General features: G+C 70.9%; 16 protein-coding genes and 1 pseudogene. 10 read left to right on the forward strand and 7 right to left on the reverse strand.

What is annotated here, in order from left to right:
* The first annotated feature begins 115 nt into the window (after nt 1-115).
* The 3 genes from panD to ACIA8E_RS12210 are packed head-to-tail and all read left to right on the forward strand — an operon-like array spanning nt 116 to nt 1,596.
* Nucleotides 116-541, forward strand: coding sequence for an aspartate 1-decarboxylase (gene panD / locus ACIA8E_RS12200; protein WP_399297108.1), 426 nt, complete (start codon nt 116-118; stop codon nt 539-541).
* 28 nt (nt 542-569) lie between these two features.
* Nucleotides 570-920: a GNAT family N-acetyltransferase gene (locus ACIA8E_RS12205; protein ID WP_399297110.1), complete on the forward strand. Its 351-nt coding sequence runs from the start codon at nt 570-572 to the stop codon at nt 918-920.
* Between the two features lie 49 nt (nt 921-969).
* The gene (locus ACIA8E_RS12210) at nt 970-1,596 is read left to right on the forward strand and encodes an aspartate/glutamate racemase family protein (RefSeq protein WP_399297112.1); all 627 of its coding nucleotides are present in this window, start codon (nt 970-972) and stop codon (nt 1,594-1,596) included.
* Nucleotides 1,597-1,947: 351 nt separating this feature from the next.
* Here the strand turns inward: ACIA8E_RS12210 and ACIA8E_RS12215 are convergent, their stop codons facing one another.
* Nucleotides 1,948-3,330, reverse strand: a complete 1,383-nt coding sequence (locus tag ACIA8E_RS12215; protein WP_399297114.1) for a diaminopimelate decarboxylase — start codon at nt 3,328-3,330, stop codon at nt 1,948-1,950.
* 211 nt (nt 3,331-3,541) lie between these two features.
* Entirely contained in the window at nt 3,542-4,990 is a 1,449-nt protein-coding gene (locus ACIA8E_RS12220) for a helix-turn-helix domain-containing protein (protein ID WP_399297594.1), read from the reverse strand.
* Nucleotides 4,991-5,172: 182 nt separating this feature from the next.
* On the opposite strand from ACIA8E_RS12220, the gene ACIA8E_RS12225 reads away from it, so the two are divergent.
* Nucleotides 5,173-6,549 (forward strand): M64 family metallopeptidase, encoded by a 1,377-nt coding sequence (locus ACIA8E_RS12225; RefSeq protein WP_399297116.1) that lies wholly within the window; start codon nt 5,173-5,175, stop codon nt 6,547-6,549.
* Between the two features lie 24 nt (nt 6,550-6,573).
* On the opposite strand, the gene ACIA8E_RS12230 is transcribed toward ACIA8E_RS12225, so the two are convergent.
* The 4 genes from ACIA8E_RS12230 to ACIA8E_RS12245 form a co-directional block, all read right to left on the reverse strand.
* Complete coding sequence (locus ACIA8E_RS12230) at nt 6,574-7,371, reverse strand: family 1 encapsulin nanocompartment shell protein (protein ID WP_399297118.1); 798 nt, start codon at nt 7,369-7,371, stop codon at nt 6,574-6,576.
* Nucleotides 7,371-8,441 (reverse strand): Dyp-type peroxidase, encoded by a 1,071-nt coding sequence (locus tag ACIA8E_RS12235; protein WP_399297120.1) that lies wholly within the window; start codon nt 8,439-8,441, stop codon nt 7,371-7,373. Before ACIA8E_RS12235 ends, ACIA8E_RS12230 begins: the two co-directional genes overlap by 1 nt.
* A gap of 172 nt (nt 8,442-8,613) precedes the next feature.
* Nucleotides 8,614-10,056 (reverse strand): NADP-dependent phosphogluconate dehydrogenase, encoded by a 1,443-nt coding sequence (gndA, locus tag ACIA8E_RS12240; protein WP_399297122.1) that lies wholly within the window; start codon nt 10,054-10,056, stop codon nt 8,614-8,616.
* Nucleotides 10,057-10,351: 295 nt separating this feature from the next.
* Nucleotides 10,352-11,881, reverse strand: coding sequence for an SDR family oxidoreductase (locus tag ACIA8E_RS12245; RefSeq protein WP_399297125.1), 1,530 nt, complete (start codon nt 11,879-11,881; stop codon nt 10,352-10,354).
* Between ACIA8E_RS12245 and ACIA8E_RS12250 the strand changes: the two genes are divergently transcribed.
* The 5 genes and pseudogenes from ACIA8E_RS12250 to ACIA8E_RS12270 all read left to right on the forward strand — a co-directional run bounded on the left by ACIA8E_RS12250 (nt 11,873) and on the right by ACIA8E_RS12270 (nt 15,366).
* Nucleotides 11,873-12,160 (forward strand): hypothetical protein, encoded by a 288-nt coding sequence (locus ACIA8E_RS12250; protein WP_399297127.1) that lies wholly within the window; start codon nt 11,873-11,875, stop codon nt 12,158-12,160. The two genes, ACIA8E_RS12245 and ACIA8E_RS12250, sit on opposite strands and share 9 nt — an antisense overlap.
* A 116-nt stretch (nt 12,161-12,276) precedes the next feature.
* Nucleotides 12,277-13,002 (forward strand): signal peptidase I, encoded by a 726-nt coding sequence (lepB, locus tag ACIA8E_RS12255; protein WP_399297129.1) that lies wholly within the window; start codon nt 12,277-12,279, stop codon nt 13,000-13,002.
* A 94-nt stretch (nt 13,003-13,096) separates the two neighbouring features.
* Nucleotides 13,097-13,714, forward strand: coding sequence for a TetR/AcrR family transcriptional regulator (locus ACIA8E_RS12260; RefSeq protein WP_399297131.1), 618 nt, complete (start codon nt 13,097-13,099; stop codon nt 13,712-13,714).
* Nucleotides 13,696-13,929, forward strand: a pseudogene (locus ACIA8E_RS12265) (sugar kinase); the annotation flags it as partial. The gene ACIA8E_RS12260 and the pseudogene ACIA8E_RS12265, both read left to right, overlap by 19 nt.
* Nucleotides 13,930-14,100: 171 nt before the next feature.
* Nucleotides 14,101-15,366 (forward strand): transglycosylase family protein, encoded by a 1,266-nt coding sequence (locus ACIA8E_RS12270; protein WP_399297133.1) that lies wholly within the window; start codon nt 14,101-14,103, stop codon nt 15,364-15,366.
* On the opposite strand, the gene ACIA8E_RS12275 is transcribed toward ACIA8E_RS12270, so the two are convergent.
* Nucleotides 15,336-16,541 carry a DMT family transporter gene (locus ACIA8E_RS12275; RefSeq protein WP_399297134.1) on the reverse strand — a complete coding sequence of 402 codons (1,206 nt, stop codon included), beginning with the start codon at nt 16,539-16,541 and terminating at the stop codon, nt 15,336-15,338. The genes ACIA8E_RS12270 and ACIA8E_RS12275 overlap by 31 nt on opposite strands.
* A 225-nt stretch (nt 16,542-16,766) precedes the next feature.
* Between ACIA8E_RS12275 and ACIA8E_RS12280 the strand changes: the two genes are divergently transcribed.
* Entirely contained in the window at nt 16,767-17,477 is a 711-nt protein-coding gene (locus tag ACIA8E_RS12280) for a (2Fe-2S)-binding protein (RefSeq protein WP_399297136.1), read from the forward strand.
* Nucleotides 17,478-17,564 lie beyond the last annotated feature (87 nt).

Below are 17,564 nucleotides of genomic sequence, written 5' to 3' on the forward strand. Positions count from 1 at the left end.
CGAGTCCCCAGGCCCTGGGGAGAGCTGACCGGATATGCGAATCGTTGTAGGCTGCGGAGACCGCCCTTGACCTGCAGAAAGCAGGCAGGGAGCAGACATTTCCGGGAGTTTCCCCATGCTTCGTACCATGTTCAAGTCGAAGATCCACCGGGCCACCGTGACCCAGGCAGATCTGCACTACGTCGGCTCTGTCACTGTCGATGCCGAGCTGATGGAAGCGGCCGATCTGCTGCCCGGTGAGCTCGTGCACATCGTCGACATAGACAACGGCGCCCGGCTGGAGACGTACGTCATCGAGGGCGAGCGCGGCTCCGGTGTCATCGGCATCAACGGCGCAGCCGCCCACCTCGTGCACCCCGGCGATCTGGTCATCCTGATCAGCTACGCCCAGGTCGACGACGCCGAGGCCCGCGCTCTGACCCCGCGCATCGTCCATGTCGACGCCGACAACCGGATCGTCGAGCTCGGAGCCGATGCCTCGGCGCCCGTGCCCGGCACCGCCACCGAACGAAGCCCCTACGCCGTTCCCGCGGCCAACTGACCGTTCTGTTCACGAGGGAGACCCCGCCATGGCTGAGAACACAGCGCTCGAATTCTTCGACGACCGTGAGAACGGCAACCTGCTGGCACGGGTGGACGGCCGGACCGCCGGAGTCATCGCGTACTTCGTGATGGACGGCACGCCCGCCGCTCTCGTCGACGTGCACACCGTCGTCGAACCGGAGCACAGGGGCAAGGGCTTCGCAGGAGCCCTGGTCCAGGAGTTCTACGCCATGGCGGACCGCGAGGGTGTGCCCGTCGTCCCGCTCTGCCCGTACGCCGCGAAGTGGGCTCTGGGCCACCCCGACCAGGCTCCGGTGGCCCAGGCCGAGCTGGTGGAGCGGGCAAAGCAGCAGCTCAAGTCCCACCCCGAGCTGTAGCGATCCGATCCCGTCCCGTCCCGTCCGAACAGGATTCGAGCCCTCGCCGATGACACTTGCGCTCCTGCACACCTCCCCGGTCCATGTCCCGGTCTTCGAGGCGCTCCGCGATGCCGACCACCCCGGTCTCGCCCTGCGTCATCTCGTGCACGAGGACCTGCTCGCCCGTGCCCGGGAGGCAGGTCCGGACGCGGTGCGGGGTGACATCGAGGCGCTGCTCGCGGGAGCGGTCGCCGAGGGTGCGACCGCGGTGCTCTGCACCTGTTCGACGATCGGCGGGGTCGCCGAGTCCGTCGCGGAGTCGCTCGGCGTCCCCGTCCTGCGCGTCGACCGCCCGATGGCGGCCGCCGCCGTCGCGCGGGACCGGGTGGTGGTCCTCGCGGCGATCGACGACACCCTGCCGCCGACGCTCGCCCTGCTCGCCGAGGAGGCCGGCGATCGGTGCGTGGACATCCGCACGGTGCTGGTGGCCGGCGCATGGGCGCGGTTCGAGGCCGGTGACCGTGACGGCTACCTCGAGCTGGTGGCGGCGTCCGCCGACCGGGTGACGGACGCCGATGTGATCGTGCTGGCCCAGGCGTCGATGGCCGATGCAGCCACCCGCACGGCCACCCCGATTCCGGTCCTCTCCAGCCCCCGACCCGGGCTCTCCGCCGCGGCCGCCGCGGCGGGCTGAGCCGCCGTACGGGTACTCGTCCGACGGTACGGAACTCGTACGTATGGACTCGGCAGGCGAGGGCAGCCGCTCCGGGAGACGGTGGACTCGAGATCCGCCCGAACCTTCGGAGGCCCGAGATGACCAACCCGTATCCTGACCCGGTACCACCCGCACCGACCCCCGGCCCCATGCCGGGCCCGCCGCTGCCCGGGCCGACGCCCGCGCCGCCCGCCCCCGGCCCTGTGCCGCCCGGTCCGTCGCCCGACCCGATTCCGCGGCCGCCGCAGCCCGAACCCGAGCCGGTGCCGGAACCGGAGCCGTCGCCCCAGCCGCCCGGATGACGGGGCCGGTCCGTACCGCCGCGACCTGCTACCGGTCGCGCCGCGGTCCGAGCCCGAGGAGCGAATCGGCGTGGCCGGCGCCGCTCTCCTCGGCGATCGAGTCCAGCGACTGCGCATCACGCACCGGCGCGAAGCGCACCGTGTCCCCGTCCGAGCCGTCGTCCCCGCCGTCGCCGACCGTGCTGAAGCCGTACACGGCGGGGCGCGGCAGGCTGTTGTACGACCACGGTGTGGAGAAGTAGTACGCGCCCGTGTCGTACAGCACCACGAAGTCGCCCTCCCGCAGCTCCGGCAGCTCCCGGGCGTGCGCGACGACATCACCGGCGAAGCAGCACGGCCCCGCGATGTCCTGGACCAGCGGCGCACCGTCCTTGGGCCGCCCCTCGGCGTCGAACGCCCCCGCCCGCAGGGGCCAGGCGTCAGGCATGAAGACGGTACGGGTGGCGATCTGCGCCCCCGCGTGGGTCAGCGCGATACGGCGGCCCCCTGCGTCCTTCGTGTACTCGACGAGTGCCCCGATGAACCCGTTCTTGGCGAGCAGCGACCGGCCGAACTCGGTGACCAGCCCGTAGCGGCCGTCGAAGAGACCCGGCACCGCCGCCCGCAGGGCCGCCGCGTAGGCGGCAAAGGTGGGCCGGACGCAGTCGTCGTCGAAGTTGACGGGCAGGCCGCCGCCGATGTCGATGCTGGTGACCTGCCGGGTGCCGAGCGTCTTGTTGATCTCCTCGGCGAGCTGGTACATCTCCGCGACACCGGCCGCGATCAGCTCCAGCGAGCAGCCCTGAGAGCCGACATGGGCATGCAGCCGGGTCAGCCAGGAGTGCTCGGCGAAGGCCTGTACGACACGCTCGCGCGCGCCGGGATCGAGCAGCGCCACGCCGAACTTGGAGGTCGCCGTGGCGGTGCTCATCGCCCCGATGGAGCCGCTGCCCACCTGGGGGTTGACGCGCATCCCGATGACGGAGGCCGAGCTGCTGGGCCGCAGCGAGGCGATCCGGCGCACCTCGTCGAGGCTGTCGGCGTTGAGCGCCACTCCGAGCGCGAGCGCCTGACGGATCTCGTCACGCGTCTTGGCGGGGGAGTCGAGCACGATGGCCGAGGGCGCGAAACCCGCGTCGAGGGCGAGCCTCAGCTCACCCGGGCTGGCGACCTCGCACCCCATGCCGCAGTCGGCGAGCAGCCGCAGTACGGGGACCAGGGACGCGGCCTTGGCGGCGAACGTGTGCAGCACGCCAGGGGTCCCGGCGAACGCGTCCTGGAGGGCGGCGACCGAGTCGCGCACCCCGTCGGTGTCGATGAACCCGGCGACGGGCCGGGACTCGCCGAGCAGCCCGGCGCCGACGGCGTGGCGGACCGCCGCGGCGACACGCGCGGAGGACGCAGGGCCGGGAGCGGGCGAGGTGAGAGGCATGTGCCGAGGGTCGGTGATGGGAGCCCCGCAGGTGTGTGTCGGACGGGACAGGATCGGTGTCGGTCCATGGCCGTGGGGCCAACGGTTGTGGCAATTCAGGACAAATCTATCCGCTGAGGCGGACGGCGGGAGTGATGAGCAGCCGGGTGTCGGGGTGGTCGAGATCGACGCGAACCGCGCTCCCGGGCGCGGCGCAGCCGGAACCGCAGGGTTACGAGGTCGGCGGGCGCACCGGTGCCGGACCCAGCGTCGTGCTGCCGGGTGCCGCCCGGTGGCCGAGTCCGGTCCGGTACGCGTCCATCGCGGCCTCGGTACGGCCGGTCCGCCGCAGCAGATCCCCGAGAAGCCGGCAGATGTCCGCGAGGTCACCGGCGGCGCCCGCCCGCTCCAGCAGGCCGAGCGCGGTGACGTAGTGCTCCTCGGCGCGGTCGAGGTCGCTCCGCTCCTCGGCGATCAGCCCGAGCAGCCGGTGCACGCCGCCCGCATGGACCGAGCCCCGGTCCGCCTGCAGTTCGCCGAGCAGCCGCAGCAGCAAGGCCTCCGCCTCCTGCCGCTTGCCGAGTCGGCGCAGGACATCTGCGAGTTCCACCTCGACCTGTGCCGTGTAGAGCGCGGCCCGCTTCGACGCCAGCATGTCGCGGGCGGCCCGCAGTTCGGTCTCGGCGCGGGACAGATCGCCGTCCTGCGCATGGACATAGCCGCGCATCCAGTGGCAGTGCGCCATCTCCGTACGGATCTGGAGCTGTTGGTAGATCTCGGCTGCTCTGGCGAGTGAGGCGTCGGCCTCCTGTGTGCGGCCGGCCGCGATGAGCGTACGGGCGACGCCCCGGTGCAGCCGGGCGACCAGCTCCGGGTCGGACACCTGGGGAGCCAGCGCCAGGGCCAGTTCGCCGGCCTGCGCGGCACGGGCGTGGGCGCCCATGTCCATGTAGGGGGCGATCGCCGCCGTGTACAGCAGCAGGAGCGCACCGGGGTCCTGCAGACCGGAGGCGTTCAGTTCGTCGATCGCGCTCTCCAGCAGATAGCAGGCGTAACGGAGTTCGCCCGCCAGGAGGTGTGCGACGGCGCGGCCGCGGACGGCCGGGGCGCGCTGCGGGAGCGGGGCGTTCGCAAGCAGCTTTTCCGCCGCTTCGAAGCGCTCGCGGGCCACCGGCAGGTCGCCCGTCTCCAGCGCGCACTGCCCGAGCCCCAGCAGCGCCGTGGCGCGTTCGCCGTCGAGGCCGAGCTGTTCCGCCTCGGCGAGCAGCCTGGTGTAGGCGGCCACGGCGTCCTCGGCGGCGCCGGTGGCCAGGGTCCGCTGGGCTTCGACAAGTTTCAGCCGCAGGTCGGTGGCGAGATGGGCGGGGCGTCCCGTCTCCAGCTCCTCGTACGTCACCCCCAGACGCTCCGCGAGATGGCGTATGGCAGCCTCCGAGGGGCGGACCCGGCCTGCCTCCAGGGTGGAGATGTACGCCGGGGTGTAGGCGGGTTCGGCCAGCTGACGCTGAGTCAGGCCGCGCTCCGTACGCAGCCGGTGCACGCGTCGTCCGACGGCACCGGGGTCGTCGGACGGCCCGCGCCGGGCCCCCTGTCCGCCCCCGTCGCGCGGCTTCTGCCCGGTGTCCGTCCCTGCGGTGTGCTTCGCGGCCACTGCGTCGCCCTCCTGCTGCTCACATCTCATCCTGCGCCCGATGAAGGGCAGTTGCCCGGCGATGAACGCCAACCATGCGCTGTCCGGGCCTTGTTCCGTGTCTGACGCACCTCTAGGTTAAGCCTCGCACTAAGTCGATTTAACTCATGAATTAATCAATGGTCGCGCTGACTCGCGTCCGCCCGGAGTCCGAGGCTCTCAAGGAGTTCTACATGCGCACACGCCCAGGCACGCGCCGAACGGCAGGATCGGTGGCGGGACTCGCCCTCGCCGGCCTGCTGGCAGCGACCGCCGCCGGCACTGCCCCCGCGGCGGCCGCCCCGACCGGGACCGACGGCGGGGGAAGCCACCGGGTCGAGTACTTCCCGCAGCCCGGCGGTGCCGGGAGGACCGTTGAGGTCCCGGCCACCGCATCCGCGCAGACAGGCCGGAGCTCCGGCGCGTCCCTGAGCGCCGCCGAGGCCGCAGTGGACGGAACGGTCGGCGAGCAGGCCGTGACCGGCTCGACCGACGACCGGCTCGACGTCGTGATCATCGGGGACGGCTACACGGCCGACCAGCAGGACGACTTCCACGCGGACGCCACCGCCAAGTGGGCCGACATCACCGCCATCGAGCCGTACAGGAGCTACCAGAACCTGTTCAACGTCTGGACCGTCGACGCCGTCTCCGACGAGTCCGGCATCAGCGGCGATCCGGGCGCCGACGTCGTCAAGGACACGGCGCTTTCCAGCTACTTCTGGTGCGCGGACACCGAGCGCCTCGTCTGCACCGACATCGACAAGGTGGCGTCGTACGCGGCCGAGGCGCCCGCCGCCGACCTCGTCGTCGTCATCGCCAACTCCACCAAGTACGGCGGTGCCGGCTACTCCGGTCTGCAGGCCGAGGGCTACCCGTTCAACGGCGTCTCCACCCTCTCCTCCGACCACCCCTCGTCGAGCATGATCGCCGCCCACGAGATCGGCCACTCGGTGGGTCTGCTGGAGGACGAGTACACGTACCCCTCGTACGGCACCTGGACGGGCGGCGAGACGGACGGCCCCAACTCGACCACGTACACCCCGGCGCAGCTCATCGAGAAGCGGGCGAAGTGGTACCGCTGGCTGGGGCAGAGCGACCCGACGGGCTCCACGGTCGGCACGTACGAGGGGAGCGCCTACTACCCGTACGGCCTCTACCGGCCGACCTCGACCTCGATCATGCGTGAGCTGTCCAGCACCGACTTCAACCTGCCCGGACGCGAGGCGATGATCGCCGGGTTCTACCGCGCGGGCAACGCGCTCAGCACCACCCTCGACACGAATACCGCGATCAAGCACGGAAAGCGGATCCCGGTCAGCCTGGCGGTGGGTACCACCGGCCTCGCCCGGACGGATCTGCGCTGGTATGTCGACGGTGTCGAGAAGGTCCGCGCCCGGGGTCGTACCGCCGTCACCCCCGAGTCGCTCGGCGTCCGTGCCGACGGTCGCAGTCACAAGGTGACGGCCGAGGCCGTGGACCGTACGGACGCCATCCGGGACCCCGCCGTCCGCGCCCTGGCCACCGACACCCTCACCTGGAGCGTCCGGGCCTCCGGCCACCGGAAGTAACGGGGCCGTCCGGGCCCTCCCGCCTCAGGCGACGATCGGGATCGCGGCCTCCGGCGTCAGCATCCGGAACGTGAACGACTGGTGGAAGTAGAGCCGGATGTGGGTCGCGTCGTGGTCCTGATAGCCGATGGACAGATCCTGGCCCAGCCGCAGTTCGAAGTCGCCACCGCGGGTGGACAGCAGCACCCCGCCCTTGACGGCGGGCGCCCACAGGATCTGGTCGTCCAGCAGTCGCGCGAGATGCGTGGCCACCGGATAGCCGTGGTCGGACGTCTCGGTCGCCTCGGTGAACGCGTCGGCGCCGAGCAGCAGCCGGTACGGCCCGTCGACACCGGCCAGCCGGAGCTGGGTCAGCGCCTGGCTCACGGTGGTCGGGTAGTCGCGGGCATCGGCCGGCAGCGGCAGCGCAGGGTGCGAGGAGCCGTCCCGAAGACCGGTGATCCCGGCGGCGGCGTACCCGTCGATGACGGCCATGTCCTCGGCGAACGCACAGGTCCGGGCGGCGTCCTTGACGGGCTGCCAGTCGCTGTCGTCGGAGCCGCGCTCGACATCGTCCACGGCGACCCGGGTCACCGTGAACGGCACCCGCCACTCGATGACCGGCTTCGAGGTACGGGCCCGCGCGATGACGTCCGGCGTCGGCGGATCGATGTCGCGCAGATGCCCGTCACCGACCGCCGCGAGCGCGGGCCCCTCCGGGTCCGTCACATCGACGACGCGGCGGCCCGCCAGATGGCGGCTGAAGGTACGCCGGGCCTCTTCTTCGATCTGGTCCCAGGCGGCTTCCGTGACGGGGGCGAGTTCGCGGTGGAGGTTGTTCATCACTGGGCGCTTTCTTGCAGGCTGCCGATGTGCAGCGAACCATCGCCCGCACCCGTCGGAGCCGGGGCCTGGGCCACCGGCGCGGACGCCGGCTGCGGCAGGGACTCGGTCCCGGACAGGACGGGAGACGGCGGCGGGGCGTCGAAGAAGTCGGCGCAGGGGGCGTAGAAGAGCGTGCCGGTGACCGCGGTCGAGAAGTCGAGAATGCGGTCGTACGTACCGGGCGGACTGCCGAGGAACATGTTGCGGAGCATCTGCTCGGTCACGTCCGGATCGGCGGCGTAGCCGATGAAGTACGTGCCGAACTCGCCGTGCTCGAAGCTGCCGAACGGCATATTGGCGCGCAGGATGTCCCGCTCCGACCCGTCCGGAGCGGTGAGGGTGTTCAGCGCGACATGGGAGTTGGCGGGCTTGACGGCATCGGACATCTCGACGTCGTCGGCCTTGGTGCGGCCGATGACCCGCTCCTGCTCCTCCGTGCTCAGCGAGTTCCAGCCGGCCAGGTCGTGGAGATACTTCTGCACGATGACGTAGCTGCCGCCGACGAAATCCGGGTCCGCGGAGCCCACGAGAGCCGCTGCCCGCGCATCGGCACCCACCGGGTTCTCCGTCCCGTCGACGAAGCCGAGCAGGTCCCGGTGGTCGAGATAGCGGAACCCCTGCGTCTCGTCGACGACCTTCACCGCCCCACCGAGTCTGCCGATCAGTAGGGCGGCCCACTCGTAGCACACGTCCATCCGCTCGCCCCGGATGTGGAACAGCAGGTCGCCGGGGGTGGCGGGCGCGTGGTGGCGGGCGCCGTGCAGCTCCTGGAACGGATGGAGTCCGGCCGGCCTCGGCCCCGCGAACAGCCGGTCCCAGGCATCCGAGCCGAACCCGGTCACACAGGCCAGACCGGTGCCAGGGAAACGGAAGTCGATGGACCGGGCGAACGCCCCTAGGTCCGGCAGTACTTCGCGTACGGCGGCCTCACCACCGGGCTCGATCGTGACGACCAGGATCAGGGCGGCGGTGGTCAGCGGCGAGACGACGGGCTGGGCGGCGGCCGGGTCCGGGACGGCTTTGGGCATGCGGCGGCTCCGAGGAGTGGTGGCGAGAGCGCGGTCGTGGCGTCGGTGCGGTGCCGCCGTCCCGGCGGTGCGGGAGTGCGGGGCGGCGGCGTGACTCGCTGCTACTTACGCATACGTACGGTCCCGCCGCACCCCGGGTGACCCGGCCGGACGAACGGCTGCCCCAGGCCCGTCAGCCGGTGGCGGTCTCCGACCGGTCGCCGCCCCAGAGCGTGTGGAATGAACCTGTGCGGTCAGTACGCCGGTAGGTGTGCGCCCCGAAGAAGTCCCGCTGCCCCTGAGTGAGCGCTGCCGGGAGCCGGTCGGCGCGCAGACCGTCGTAGTACGAAAGCGCGGCGGCGAACCCGGGGGTCGGCACTCCTTGGCGTACCGCCTCGGCGACCACCGCCCGCCAGTCGTCCTGCGCCGCACCGATCTCCTCGGCGAACTGCTGGTCGGAGAGGAGACTCACCAGCTCCGGCCGTGCGTCGTACGCCGCCCGGATCCGGTCCAGGAATGCCGCCCGGATGATGCAGCCGGCCCGCCAGATCGCCGCCACCGCACCGAGATCGATCTTCCAGTCGTACGTCTCGCTGCCCGCGCGGATCTGATGGAACCCCTGCGTGTACGAGACGATCTTGGAGGCGTACAGCGCCTGCTCCACCCGGTCGGCGAACGCCGCGGCCTCGGCTCCGGCCAGTGGAGTGGCCGAGGGCCCCGGCAGCTCCCGCGCGGCCTCCCGCAGATCCGCGTGGCCCGACAGCGAACGGGCGAAGACGGCCTCCGCGATACCGGATACCGGCACGCCCAGATCGAGTGCGATCTGCACGGTCCAGCGGCCCGTGCCCTTCTGCTCGGCCCGGTCCTGCACGATGTCGACGAACGGCTTCCCCGTCTCCGGGTCCGTGTGGGAGAGGACTTCCGCCGTGATCTCGATCAGATACGAGTCGAGCCGGCCGGTGTTCCAGCTGCGGAACGTCTCGGCGATCTTCGCGGGGGAGTAGCCGGCCACCCTCCGCAGGAGGTCGTACGCTTCCGCGATCAGCTGCATGTCCGCGTACTCGATGCCGTTGTGGACCATCTTCACGAAGTGCCCGGCACCGTCGGGGCCGATGTGTGTGGTGCACGGAGTGCCGTCCTTCGCCTTCGCGGCGATTTTCTCCAGCAGCGGTCCCAGTGATTCGTACGACCGGGTGGAACCGCCGGGCATGATGCTCGGCCCGTTCAGCGCGCCCTCCTCGCCGCCCGAGATACCGACACCGACGAAATGGATGCCGCGCTCGCGCAGATCCTTCTCGCGGCGGCGGGTGTCCTCGAAGTGCGCGTTGCCGCCGTCGATGATGACGTCGCCCTCGTCGAGCAGCGGGGCGAACTCCTCGATCACCGCGTCCGTCGGATCGCCTGCCTTCACCATGATGACCAGCCTGCGCGGGCGTTCCAGCGCCGCCACGAACTCCTCGGGCGTGCGCGCGGCGACGAACGTGCCCTCGTCGCCGAACTCCTTGACCAGGGCATCGGTCTTCGCAGTCGTACGGTTGTGCACCGCGACGGTGAAGCCGTTACGTGCGAAGTTCCGGGCGAGATTGCGGCCCATCACCGCAAGTCCAGTGACGCCGATCTGCGCAGTGCCGCTCATCTGTGTGCTCCTGCAATCTGTCGAGGATGCCGGGATGACCAGTATGGATACGCGGTGTGGGGACGGCCTGTTCAAGCCGCCGCACGCCGGTCACGCCGCCGCGGCAAACCGTCCGTACGGTCGAGTGGGGAGCCGGCCGGACCAGGCGCTGGAACACGAGTTCCAGCGAAGGGCCGGCGGGGCGACCGGGCCCGGGCTCCTGAGGTGCCCGGTTCGGGTCGGTCGGGCGGGTGCGTCGGCGGACGCGGGCCGAGGTGTGTGCGGCTGTCGCGATGCCACGCTCGTGTGTCGCCTGTCAGAGGGCGGAGGCTGCCTTCACCTGCTGCGACCGGGTAGGCAGCAGGGCGGCGCGAGCGATGTTGCGGGCCATCCCTCCGAAGACGACGGCGTGGAACGGGGCGACACTCCACCAATAGGCATGACCCAGCAGCCCCCGGGGATGGAACAGCGCGCGCTGACGGTAGTGCGCGCCTCCGGTCCTGTTCCGCTCGGCGTACAGCTCCAGCCAGGCCAGGCCGGGCAGCCGCATCTCCGCGCGCAGCCGAAGCAGATGGCCCGGCACGATCTCCTCGACCCGCCAGAAGTCCAGCGAGTCGCCCACCCTGAGCCGGGTGGAGTCCCGGCGGCCCCGGCTCAGTCCGACACCGCCGATCGCACGGTCGAGCCAGCCGCGGACGGCCCATGCCAGGGGGAAGGAGTACCAGCCGTTGTCGCCCCCGATGCTTTCGATGACCCGCCACAGGGCCTCCGGGGCGGCGTCGATGTCGAGTTCCCGCTCGTCGGTGTAGAGACTGCCGCCTGCCCAGCCGGGGTCCGTGGGCAGTGGGTCGCTCGGCGCACCGTGCACCGAGGCCGACGACCACCGGGTCGTCACGTTCGCCTCGCGCACGCGCTGCAGTGCGAGCGCGAGCGCTCTCCGGAAGGTGAACGGCTGCCCCGGCCCGTCAGGGACGTAGCGTGTGATGTCGTGCTCGCTGCACACGACCTCGTACTTCAGCGATTCGGCGAGCGGGCGTGCGATGGAGGCGGGGACGGGTGTGACCAGCCCGATCCAGTGGCTCGACAGCCGGGGCGTCAGCATCGGGACGGGCAGGATCAGCCGATGCGGCAGGCGGGCGACGGCCGCGTAGTCCTGCATCATCTCCCGGTACGTGACGACGTCCGGGCCGCCGATGTCGAAGGTTCGACTCACCTCGGCAGGCATGGTTGCACTGCCCACGAGATACCGCAGTACGTCACGGACGGCGACCGGCTGGATCCTGGTCGACACCCAGCTCGGCGTGACCATGACCGGTAGACGTTCGGTGAGGTATCGCAACATCTCGAAGGAGGCCGAACCGGAACCGATGATCACGGCTGCGCGCAGCGCCGTTGTCGGCACGCCCGACTCCAGCAGGATCCTGCCGACCTCGGCACGCGAGCGCAGATGCGGCGACAGCTCGTGCTCGGGGACACCGGCGGGTGTGAGTCCGCCCAGGTAGACGATGCGTGACACACCTGCGGCGCGCGCCTGCTCACCGAACGTCCTGGCCGCCTTCCGGTCCGTAGCCTCGAAGTCCGATCCGCTGCCGAGCGCGTGCACCAGGTAGTAGGCGACGTCCACACCCCGCATGGCAGGCCCCAGCGACTCCGGGTCCATGACATCACCGCGGACCACCTCGGCCCGGCCGGCCCAGGGGTGGTCCCGCAGTTTCTCGGGCGTACGTGCGAGACAGCGCACGCTGTGCCCGGCATCGAGCAGTTCGGGGACCAGCCGTCCCCCGATGTAGCCCGACGCACCGGTCACCAGGCAGCGCAGTACCGGTGCGCCGTCTTCGTGGTTCATGGCGCCTCCACATGTCTCGATGTCCGACTCTTCCACCGTGCCTGCGCGCCGTCCTTTCCGCTGCCCGACGACTTCTGGATCACCGAGTGGCAGGAAGCCGCCGAGGCCGGTGCCGCCGTCCGTTCACGGGGCGGCAAGGCCACCGCAGTCGCCGTCAGGAACTCCGAAGGCTCCTTCGGCGGACGTCCGTCGGCGCGAGCGGTGGTCGGCGCGGTGCCGGAGGCGACGGTACGGAAGATCCACAGCACAGTACGCCTGGTCGGGACGGCTAAAACCTGAAGCATGTTGCCCATAGAGTGGTCGCGAAGCACTGACAACTGGTCCCGACCTCACAAGGGTTGCGGACGGGGCGTGCGGCAGCCGTGCGAGGCGTGCCGCGACGAGGCGGGGGCGGCATGACAGAAGCAGAGGTCGGAGCGCGCAATTCGAGCGACACCGAGGGCGAGCCCGCTGCCGGGCAGCGCCCCCGGAAGAATGAACGACATTCCTTCTGGGTGGAGTTGCCCCTGCTCATCGGCGTCGCGCTGGTGCTGGCGCTGCTCATCAAGACGTTCCTGGCCCAGGCCTTCTCGATCCCCTCGGACTCCATGCAGAACACGCTGCAGCGCGGGGACCGTGTGCTGGTCGACAAGCTCACGCCCTGGTTCGGTGCACAGCCGGAGCGGGGGGAGGTCGTGGTCTTCCACGACCCGGGCAACTGGCTGCCGTCCGACCCGGCTTCGGGCGCCAACCCGGTGCAAGAAGTGTTGTCCTTCATCGGCCTGATGCCGTCGGCGGACGAGAAGGACCTGATCAAGCGCGTGATCGGGGTGGGAGGAGACACCGTCGAGTGCAAGGGCACCGGCCCGGTCAAGGTGAACGGCCGAGCCCTCGACGAGCCCTACGTGTTCCGCGGCAACACCCCCTGCAGCTCGGATGCCGAATTCAAGATCACTGTTCCGCAGGGACACATCTGGGTGATGGGGGACCACCGCCAGGCATCGGCGGACTCGCGCTACCACCGGGATCAGCCGGGTGGCGGTGCGGTACCCGTCGACGACGTGGTCGGACGTGCTTTCACCGTCGTCTGGCCGGTCGACCGATGGGACTGGCTGTCCGTCCCCGACACCTTCGAGCAGTAGACAGCCGGTGAGCGTCCGCGCCTGCGTATGACCGGAGCCCGTCTAGGAGCCCTAGGTAGTAGCCTAGGGCCCCTTGCTCCGGTGGAGGTGGCGGATGGTTCGCGCTGGTCTGACGACCGATCGCGTGGTGGAGGCGGCGGCCGATCTGGCGGACTCCATCGGTCTGGACAAGGTCACCGTGTCCGCACTGGCGCGCGGCTTCGGGGTGAAGGACGCCAGCCTGTACTCCCACGTCAGGAGCGTGCAGGACCTGCGCACCCGGGTCGCGCTGCTGGCCGCGGGGGAGTTCGCCGACCGGCTCGGCACGGCGGTCGCCGGACGGGCCGGAAAGGACGCACTCGTCGCGTTCGCCGACGCCTACCGCGCTTTTGCGCTGGAACGGCCGGGCCGGTACGCGGCGACCCGGATCCGGCTCGATCCCGCCGTCGTCGCCGAGTCCAGCGCGTACCACCGCACCATCGAGATCATCTACGCGATGCTGCGCGCCTACGACCTGACCGAACCCGACTTCACGGACGCCGTACGGCTGCTGCGCAGCACCTTCCACGGCTACAGCGCTCTGGAGGCCAACGGCGGTTTCGGTGCCCCCCGCGACGTGCAGGCGTCCTGGCAGCAGTGCGTCGAGGCGCTGCACGTCGTGCTGGAGCGTTGGCCGTCCGCACAGCGGAGCGGGGAGGGCGAGAACGATGGATCGGCTGGGCGGGGTTGCTGATCGGACCGCATCTGATTCCGGACATCCGCCGGTACGCGCAGGAGTACGCGCTCCGGCACCCGGCGGCCCGCACCACGATCGAGATGGGCCGGCTGGGCCCGGACGCGGTCACCCTCGGAGCGGCGACGCTCCCGCTGGCCGAATTCCTGGCACGGGGCGGCAGCCGCCGTACGGCGGACGCGCCACCGAACGTGCCCGCCGCCCGGCTCCCGTAGGCAACCGACGTCGTACGCAACCGCCACCGCGCCCCGGCACCGTGAGGCCCGTCTGCGCTCCCCGATCCGGCCATGACCGGCGGGTCTCGGCCACTGCCTTGTCATCACCCTTTGTCTGCCCATAAGTTGACCGTTTGCGACGTGTCCTACAGCCAGTGGGGGAGCCAAGTCATGGCCGCGAACGGACGACACCGCAGATACCAGCCGAGCCGCATCAACCGCGCCTCGCTCACGGTCACGGTGGGCGGCGCGGGCATCGCGCTCCCTCTCGTCACCGTCGCCTCGGCGGGCGCCGCATCGACCGGGGTCTGGGACAAGGTCGCCGCCTGCGAGTCGACCAGCAACTGGCACATCAACTCGGGCAACGGCTACTTCGGCGGGCTGCAGTTCACCCGGTCGACCTGGGCCGCATACGGCGGCACGGTCTATGCCCCACGCGCCGATCTGGCCACCAGGGAACAGCAGATAACCGTCGCGGAGAAGGTGCTGGAGACACAGGGCCCGGGTGCCTGGCCGACCTGCTCCGTAAGAGCGGGGCTGAAGCGGGGCGGCGGATCCCCCGACATCACGCCTCAGTCGGAACGGGCCGGCGGTCCCGTCGATGCCTCGTCGGTAACGACCTCCACGCCCGAGAAGGCGAACCCGAAGACGAAGAAGACGTCCGCGCCCGCCACCCCGACCACGGTGCCCGGCAAGCGCGACTCGTACACCGTCGCGCGCGGCGACTCCCTCTCCGGGATCGCGGCGACCGAGCATGTGCAGGGCGGCTGGCAGCACCTTTACACGGCGAACCGGAAGGTCGTCGGCGACGACCCTGATCTGATCTTCCCGGGCCAGCGGCTCACCCTGGACGTGGCTGACACCCCGCAGGCCGGCCCGAAGAGCGGAACCAGGCCCGCCGCGAAGCCGAGCCGGTCGGCCGAGCCGAAGCAGAAGACCCATCCGCACCAGCCCGCGAAGCCGAGTCACCGGTCGACGAGTCCGCACCAGGTCGCGAAGGCGCAGCCGAAGAAGACCGAGCGGGAGAGGGACTCCGGGCTCGTCGCGCCGGTGTCGGCGACCCGTGTCGGCACCGCGTACCACCAGGCCGGTTCCTGGTCGAGCGGCTACCACACGGGCGTCGACTTCCCCGTCCCCACCGGCACCTCCGTCAAGGCGGTGGCCCCCGGCACGGTCGTTTCGGCTGGCTGGGCGGGGGCGTACGGCTACGAGATCGTCATCCGGCACAGCGACGGCAAGTACAGCCAGTACGCGCACCTGTCCGCACTGCTGGTGCGCGAGGGCCAGCATGTCAGCGGCGGCCGGCGCATCGCCCGATCAGGTTCCACGGGCAATGCCACCGGACCGCATCTGCACTTCGAGATCCGTACGGGGCCCGGCTACGGCTCCGACCTCGATCCGCTGTCCTACCTCCGGGCGGGCGGCGTCAACGTCTGAACGGTCCGATGCAGCTGCGGGGGACCGCCCGCCTCACCGTTCTCGGCGGACAACGCACCTCGTCGTCCCGAACCGGTGCGCGGCTGCCGTGCGGAGCCGAAGTCGACCTGTCCCACCCGCCGCCGCTCCAGCGGCACCGTGACAGCCAGCGGGAGCGGCGCCGGAAGTGTTTCTGCGGCACCGGTGGGCGGGGCCGCTCCGACGGCCACGATCGTGGCCCTTCCAAGTTCCGGAGAAACGACCAGCGCGGGCTCGGCCTCCGCAGCGCCCCCGGCGCCCTTCGCGGCAACCGCCGGGAGATCCGGACCGGCCGGGAGCGCCTGCTGTCCTTCACGCTGTTCCGCGCCCAGCCGTTCCGTCATCAGCATGATCAGCCCGCCCGCGGCAACCACACCGCAGGCAAGTGCCAGGAACGCGCCCGCCGTGCCGTGCTGGAACTGCTCACCGAACAACGTGATGCCGACTGCCGAGGCGATCACCGGGTTCACCACGGTCACGGTCGCCAGCGGTGCGGTCAGGCCGGCGCCCCGGTACGCGGACTGCGACAGCAGCAGCCCGGCCGACGCCAGAGCCGCTATGACCACAAGCGTGGGCAGCCCCGCGCCGACCGAACCGGACGCCCACTGCATCGCCACCGTCTTCGTGAAGACCGACGCGATACCGAAGGCGACACCGGCGGCCGCGGCCAGGACCACACTCCGCACCACCGGTGGCCGCATGCCCTTCGCGATCAGCACGAGCAGCGCCACGCCACCGAACGTCACGGTCGCGAGCATCAGCTGCTCCGGGCCGCCCAGGGTGTGCGACTCCTCGTTGCCGGTCAGGGCGAGCAGACCCGCCAGACCGACGGTCGCCATGATCGCGCCACGCCAGGCGGTCGCCCTGGCCCGGCGGCGTGCGAAGAGCGCCGCCATCGGCAGGGCGAAGACGATCGTCAGCGCGCCGAGCGGCTGCACCAGGCTGAGCGGGCCGTACGCCAGCGCCGCCACGTGCAGCACTGCACCCACACCGTTCAACGCCACCGCCACCCACCAGACGCGGTTGCGCAGAGGGGCGAACGAACGGCCGTCTCCGGCCGTGGCGACGCGCTCCTGGACGATCGCCCCGGCCGCATAGGCGACCGCGGAGATCAGCGACAGCAGCACGGACAGCGCAAGGAAGCTCATGTACACCACGATGGCCCTTCGGAGCCGTCGAGTCGTCGTCCCTGAGATGGCGTTCCGACGTACTGCTTTGGTAGTAGGGGAGTGGTTTTTGTGTCCTCCTCCCGACGGTAGTCCTCTCCCTGCCGAGACTCAGGACGATCATCTCCACGGCTACGGTGAACGGTGGGACGCGGCCCCCAGGGGTGGCCACTTCGTCACTACGAGTGACTGGGAGAGCCCGTGAAGGAGCAGCGCATGGAGCAGGTCGGGGCGGCGTCGGTGGGTGGATTCTTCGCCCTGCGCAGAACACCGGTGCCCGGCGGCGCGCACCGTCCGCTCGCCCTCCTGTACGCAGGGGAGACGGCACCGCTCACGGCCCGCATCGACACCGTTGCCACCCGGCTCCGTACCCCCGAGCGCAGGGTCGCCGCGTCCGTCGCGCACCTGGGGCTGGCCGCCCGCCTCTGGTCGACCGCCCTGGGACCGGCCGTCCTCTCCGGTCGCTTCCCGGATCTCTCCCCCGCCGCACTCCACTGGGATCCGCAGCACCCCGCGCCGGACGACCTGTGGCTCGACTCCGCGGACACGCTGCCGGGCACCGCGGACCGTATCCGCGAGTGCGTCCAGTACGGCCACCTCGTACCGCTCGCGGAGGCGATCCGGCGGGACGGACACGTCGCACCCCGGCTGCTGTGGGGCAATGCGGGTTCGGCCCTGGCCGGAGCGCTGCGCGAGCTGATCACCTGGGCCCGCGCCCACCACCGCCCCGACGCAGCACACCGGGCCCGAACCCTGGCCGCCGAACTCTTCGACCACCCGGACCTGCGGACCACCGGGACCCCGCACACCCCTGCATTCCGCAGGAACAGCTGCTGCCTCTACTACCGGTGCCCGGGCGCCGGCCTCTGCGGGGACTGCGTCTTCGACCACCGGCCGGGCGCTTCCGCTCCTTCGCTCTCGCCATGAGGGGGCATGACCCGGATACGCCAGAAACCCGCCACGGTCAGCACGGTCGGCGTAGTCCTGCGACGAGGAGCGCGACGCAGCTTCCGC

Source organism: Streptomyces sp. NPDC051664 (genome assembly GCF_044453545.1).
GTDB lineage: Bacteria > Actinomycetota > Actinomycetes > Streptomycetales > Streptomycetaceae > Streptomyces.